This is a genomic window from Aeromonas sp. ANP5, from assembly GCF_963870295.1.
In the GTDB taxonomy this organism is placed as follows: Bacteria; Pseudomonadota; Gammaproteobacteria; order Enterobacterales; family Aeromonadaceae; genus Aeromonas; species Aeromonas veronii.
Genome location: NZ_CAWMRY010000071.1, coordinates 1 through 5,262, shown reverse-complemented (window position 1 = coordinate 5,262; position 5,262 = coordinate 1). Strand labels below are relative to the sequence as shown.

Here is a 5,262-nt window from a genome sequence, read left to right as displayed (position 1 = left end):
AAGCCTCTCGTAAAGAGAGGCTTTATCAACACATATACCTTTGCTCATCGATTGCCAATCAGCAGATCAATATCCCTGCTGGTGCACGTCCATCACGGCGCGGCCGGAGGGATCTGCCATCTCCTTGAACTTGGCATCCCACTCCAGCGCGGTGGGGGTGGAGCAGGCGACCGACTTGCCGTAGGGCACGGTGCGGGCGGCGGCTTCCAGCGGGAAGTGCTCGTCGAAGATGGCGCGGTAGAAGTAGGCCTCCTTGGTGAGCGGGGTGTTGATGGGGAAGCGGAATGCCGCCGCTTCGAACATCTGATCCGTCACCTCTTGTTCTACCATCGCCTTCAGGCTGTCGATCCACGAATAGCCCACACCGTCGGAGAACTGCTCCTTCTGGCGCCATGCCACTTCGTGGGGCAGCAGATCCTCGAACGCTTCGCGCAGGATATGCTTCTCGATCTTGCCCTTGCCGCACATCTTGTCGGCAGGTTGCAAGCGCATCGCCACGTCCATGAACTCCTTGTCGAGGAAGGGCACGCGACCCTCCACACCCCAGGCTGCCATCGACTTGTTGGCGCGCAGGCAGTCATAGAGGTGCAAAGAGGCGAGCTTGCGCACGTTCTCTTCGTGGAATTCGCGGGCGTTGGGCGCCTTGTGGAAGTAGAGGTAGCCACCAAACAGCTCGTCGGAGCCTTCACCGGAGAGCACCATCTTGATCCCCATCGCCTTGATGTAGCGGGCCATCAGATACATGGGCGTGGAGGCGCGGATGGTGGTGACGTCATAGGTCTCGAGGTGATAGATGACGTCCCGCAGGGCATCCAGACCCTCCTGCACGGTGAAGTGGATCTGGTGGTGGATGGTGCCGAGGTGATCAGCCACCTTGCGGGCGGCGGCGAGATCCGGCGACCCTTCCAGACCGACGGCGAAGGAGTGCAGTTGCGGCCACCAGGCTTCGCTCTTGCCATCGTCCTCGATGCGGCGCGCCGCATAGAGCTTGGTGATGGCGGAGATGACGGAGGAGTCCAGTCCGCCGGAGAGCAGCACGCCATAAGGCACGTCGCACATCAGCTGGCGTTTGACCGCGGCTTCCAGCGCGGCTTTCAGCTCGGCCTTGTCGCTGACGTTGTGCTCGACCGCGCTGTATTCCATCCAGTCGCGCTTGTACCAAGTTTTAAGCTCGTCATCCTTGCTCCACAGGTAGTGTCCCGGCGGGAAGGTTTCGACGCTCTTGCAGACCGGCACCAGCGCTTTCATCTCGGAGGCGACATAGAAGTTGCCGTGCTCGTCGCGGCCGGTATAGAGGGGGATGATCCCCATGTGGTCGCGACCAATCAGGTAGGCATCCTGTTCGGCGTCATAAAGGATGAAGGCAAAGATGCCGTTGAGATCGTCGAGAAACGCCGGGCCCTTCTCTTTGTAAAGAGCCAGCAGCACTTCACAGTCGGATTTGGTCTGGAACTGGAAGTCGACCTTGAGGGTCTTCTCCAGCTCTTTGTGGTTGTAGATCTCGCCGTTGACCGCCAGCACATGGGTGCGCTCGGGGTTGTAGAGCGGCTGGGCGCCATTGCCCGGGTCGACGATGGCCAGACGCTCGTGCACCAGAATGGCTTTGTCTGAGCTATAGACACCGGACCAGTCAGGCCCGCGGTGACGCAGTCGCTTGGACATCTCCAGCGCCGATTTGCGCAGGGCTACTGCATCGGACTTGATATCCAGAATGCCGAAAATTGAACACATTGGCGGTAATCCTCTTGATTTTTATATGAGCCCCCACGTTTGGGCTCGAAATTCCATTTACATTCCTCGTCAGACACAATGCCTAGCGGAAAAACCTTTTGCAAGCGGGAAAACCGCAGAAAATCATGCCGTAAGCGTCAAGCGGATCAACAGGATAAGGGCTGCTGCAACGGGGCAGGGTGACGTGAACGTCAAGCCGAGGCGGGTTCGAAGATCACATAGACCTTGCGACAGGGGGTAAGGGTCTCCCACTCGCCGACAAAGCCTGCCGGAATCACGAATTGATCGCCGGGTTTGAGAGCAAGCTGGCCGCCCTCACTGTCGTGGATCACCACATCCCCCTCCAGCAGCTGGCAATACTCGTGCTCGGTGTAGTGGATGGCCCAGCGGCCCGGCTCGCAAGCCCAGAAGCCCACGTGAAACTGCTGGCTTGGGTCGGAGTAGTGATTCCACACCGTTTGCGCCGGGTTGCCCGCTTTAATGCGCTCGGGGGTTGGCATCAGCGGGGTAGGGACCGCCTTATGGCGATCGAGCAGGATCCAGTCGTTGAGGGTCTTCATGGTGCCTCCTTGGCTTCGGCAGATAGGAACGCGGGGCCATCCCGGCCCCGCGTTTGTTCGCTTTATTAAACGAGGTTGTGCATAACTTAAACGATGCGTTCCTCCTTGCCAAGAGCCCTTGCCAAGGGCTGCTGGCCGACGACTCAAAGCGGCTGCAAGCGGCGGATCACATGGCGGGCAAAGCCGCTGCCCGCTTCGTTGTAGACGTTGAACACCGCATCCACCCCTTGCTCCTGCAGGGAGGCGATATCATCCTCGAAGCGGACGATGGCGGCGATCTTGCCGTTGAATCCGTGGCTGCGCAGCTTCTCGATGGCGTAGAGATTCCCCGAGTGGTGGGGCATCGCCAGCAGCACCAGATTGACCTGATTGGAGAGCAGCACCTTGTCCCAGAAGTCGGTATCGGTGGCATCCCCCTCGATGACGTTCATCCCCTGGGCGCGCAGGGTGGGCAGCTTCTCGCTGTCGTTCTCCACCCCGAGGATGACGTTGCCATATTTGTTCTCCAGCTCGAAATAGGCCCCCTGACCGATCCGCCCCATACCGAGGATGATCACCTCGGCATCGCCAAGCTCTATGGGTCTGTCTTCCGGATGGAGGTTGCTCGCCTGCAATCCCCGCAGCCAGTGGCCGATGCGGTGGTAAATGCGCTCGCTCTGGGCATTGAGAGGAGCGGAGATCATAAAGCTGGCCGCCAGTGCCAGCGAGACCGCCACCAGCCACTCGTGGGAGAGCCAGCCTGCCTTGGCGGCGATGGCGGCGACGATCAGGCCAAACTCCGAGAAGTTGGTGAGCGCCAGGGTCGAGAGGAGGGCAGTACGCACCCTCAGGTGAGCGCCGCTGTAGACCAGATAGTAGAGAATGCTTTTGAGCGGCAGGGCCAGCACCAGCGCCAGTGCCAGCAGCATGGTGTCGTGGGTCGGCAGGCCGTTGAGGCCGATGGTGAGAAAAAAGCAGACCAGAAAGAGGTCTTTGAGGTTGAAGAGCGCCTTGGCCAGCCCCGCCGCAGCCGGATGAGAGGCGAGCAGCATGCCGATGATCAGCGCCCCCAGATCCGGCTTGAGGCCGACCACTTCAAAACCGGCGGCCCCGACCACCAGTGCCAGAAATACTCCGAAGAGCACCTGTAACTCGCCGTGCCCGGCACGCTCCAGCAGCTTGAACAGCAGCGGGCGCAGCAGCGGCAATCCCAGCACCCAGAGCGCCCAGATGCTGGGCCACTTGCCGCTGGAGAAGGCCAGAAACGCCACGGCGAACACATCCTGCATCACCAGCACCCCGATGGCGATGCGGGCGTAGAGGGCATTCATGTCGCTGCGATCTTCCAATACCTTGACCGCAAAGACGGTGCTGGAGAAGGAGAGGGCAAAACCCAGCAGCAGCGCCAGTTTCCAGTCCAGCGAGAGGGCAAGTTCCAGCCCCAGTCCCTTGCAGACCAGCAGCACCACGGTAAAGAGCAGGGTGGAGAGCAGCAGGTGCAGACTGGTAGTGCCCCACACATCGCGCCGCATCAGGGTCTTGATATTTAGCTTGAGACCGATGGTGAACAGCAGCAGGGTGACGCCGAGATCGGCCACCTCGCTCAGGGCGGGGGTATTTTCATATCCCATGCCGTTGAGGATAAAACCGGCGGCCAGAAAGCCGAGCAGGGGAGGCAGGCCAATCAGATTGACTACCATGCCGCAACCAAAAGCCACGGCGATCAGAATGGGTTCCATAACAGGTCCTGCAAGGGCAGGAGAGACCTGCCCTGTTTAACGCTTGGGTGGTGATTAGACAATATCGATGTCGACCACGGAGTCGAAAATATGGTTCGGGCGAAACGGCATGCGGTCGATATCGGCGACCTTGCTCACCCCGGAGAGCACCAGCACCGTCTCGAGACCGGCCTGAAAGCCCGCCAGAATGTCGGTGCGCAGGTTGTCGCCGATGATGATGGTGTCGTCGGAGTGGGCCTCCATCCGGTTGAGTGCCGCACGGATGATCCAGGCGCTCGGCTTGCCGACATAAAACGGCTTCTTGCCGGTCATCCGCTCGATGGGGGCGCACAGGGCGCCGCAGGCCGGGTGCATCATGGGGCCGTGGGTATCGGGGTTGGTGGCGATAAAGCGGGCCCCCTGATCGACGAACTTGGCCCCCTGTTGCATCATGGTCCAGTTGTAGTTGCGGGTCTCGCCAACCACCACGAAGTCCGGGTCGATGTCGGTGATGGTAAAGCCGGCCTTGTAGAGCTCGTGGGTCAGCGCCCCTTCACCGATCACATAGGCCTTCTTGCCATCCTGACGCTTGAGGAAGTCGGCGGTGCCCATGGCGGAGGTATAGAAGCACTCCTCCGGCACTTCGATCCCGGCGGAGCGGAAGCGGTTTTGCAGATCTTTCTGGGTCTGGGCCGGGTAGTTGGTGAGGAACAAGAGCTTGCTGCCCTGCTCCAGCAGGCGATGGACGAAACGGTCGGCACCGGGGATGAGATCGTTGTTGTGCAGGATGACACCGTCGATATCGCAGATGACGTTCTTCTTCATGAAAACTCCTTGTCAGGGCGCAGGCGAGCCGCCAATCGTTAAGATGTTCAATCATTTATGATTTTTGTGACGCCATTATAAGTCTGTTTGATGACAAGTCTCCCCTGTCTCGCCACTTCGGTGCACAATAAAGCTGCCGTCGGGTCAGTCTGGTGGAGGGGCTGACGCCGGATCACTTTGCTGATGGAGCCGTCGCTATGGACACCCCGATTTCCAAGCCAGTCACACCCGAACACCTCACCGCCGCGCAATTTATCGCCGGACTGCCGAAACTGGAGCTGCACCTGCATATCGAGGGCAGCCTCGAACCCGAGCTGATGTTTGAGCTGGGCCGCCGCAATAATGTGCCACTGCCCTGGCCCGATGTGGCCAGCGTGCGCGCCGCCTATGACTTTGACTGCCTGCAATCTTTTCTCGATCTCTACTATCGCGGCGCCAGCGTGTTGGTG

At 60.0% G+C, this 5,262-nt stretch carries 4 protein-coding genes and 1 pseudogene; 1 reads left to right on the top strand and 4 read right to left on the bottom strand.

Features of this window, described 5'->3' with window-relative positions:
- Positions 1-66: 66 nt before the first annotated feature.
- From asnB to AACT07_RS22155, 4 genes are all read right to left on the bottom strand, one after another.
- The gene (asnB, locus tag AACT07_RS22170; protein WP_069530072.1) at positions 67-1,731 is read right to left on the bottom strand and encodes an asparagine synthase B; all 1,665 of its coding nucleotides are present in this window, start codon (positions 1,729-1,731) and stop codon (positions 67-69) included.
- Positions 1,732-1,922: 191 nt separating this feature from the next.
- Positions 1,923-2,291: a cupin domain-containing protein gene (locus AACT07_RS22165; RefSeq protein ID WP_069530071.1), complete on the bottom strand. Its 369-nt coding sequence runs from the start codon at positions 2,289-2,291 to the stop codon at positions 1,923-1,925.
- Positions 2,292-2,434: 143 nt separating this feature from the next.
- The gene (locus tag AACT07_RS22160; protein WP_069530070.1) at positions 2,435-4,009 is read right to left on the bottom strand and encodes a cation:proton antiporter family protein; all 1,575 of its coding nucleotides are present in this window, start codon (positions 4,007-4,009) and stop codon (positions 2,435-2,437) included.
- 54 nt (positions 4,010-4,063) lie between these two features.
- Positions 4,064-4,813: an HAD-IIA family hydrolase gene (locus AACT07_RS22155; RefSeq protein WP_005337281.1), complete on the bottom strand. Its 750-nt coding sequence runs from the start codon at positions 4,811-4,813 to the stop codon at positions 4,064-4,066.
- A gap of 197 nt (positions 4,814-5,010) precedes the next feature.
- On the opposite strand from AACT07_RS22155, the pseudogene AACT07_RS22150 reads away from it, so the two are divergent.
- A pseudogene (locus tag AACT07_RS22150) lies at positions 5,011-5,262 on the top strand (adenosine deaminase); the annotation flags it as partial.

What these genes read in the sequence shown, in the direction of transcription:
- asnB (WP_069530072.1), bottom strand. Translation starts at nt 1,731, where the DNA reads ATGTGTTCAATTTTCGGCATTCTGGATATCAAGTCCGATGCAGTAGCC.
- AACT07_RS22165 (WP_069530071.1), bottom strand. Translation starts at nt 2,291, where the DNA reads ATGAAGACCCTCAACGACTGGATCCTGCTCGATCGCCATAAGGCGGTC.
- AACT07_RS22160 (WP_069530070.1), bottom strand. Translation starts at nt 4,009, where the DNA reads ATGGAACCCATTCTGATCGCCGTGGCTTTTGGTTGCGGCATGGTAGTC.
- AACT07_RS22155 (WP_005337281.1), bottom strand. Translation starts at nt 4,813, where the DNA reads ATGAAGAAGAACGTCATCTGCGATATCGACGGTGTCATCCTGCACAAC.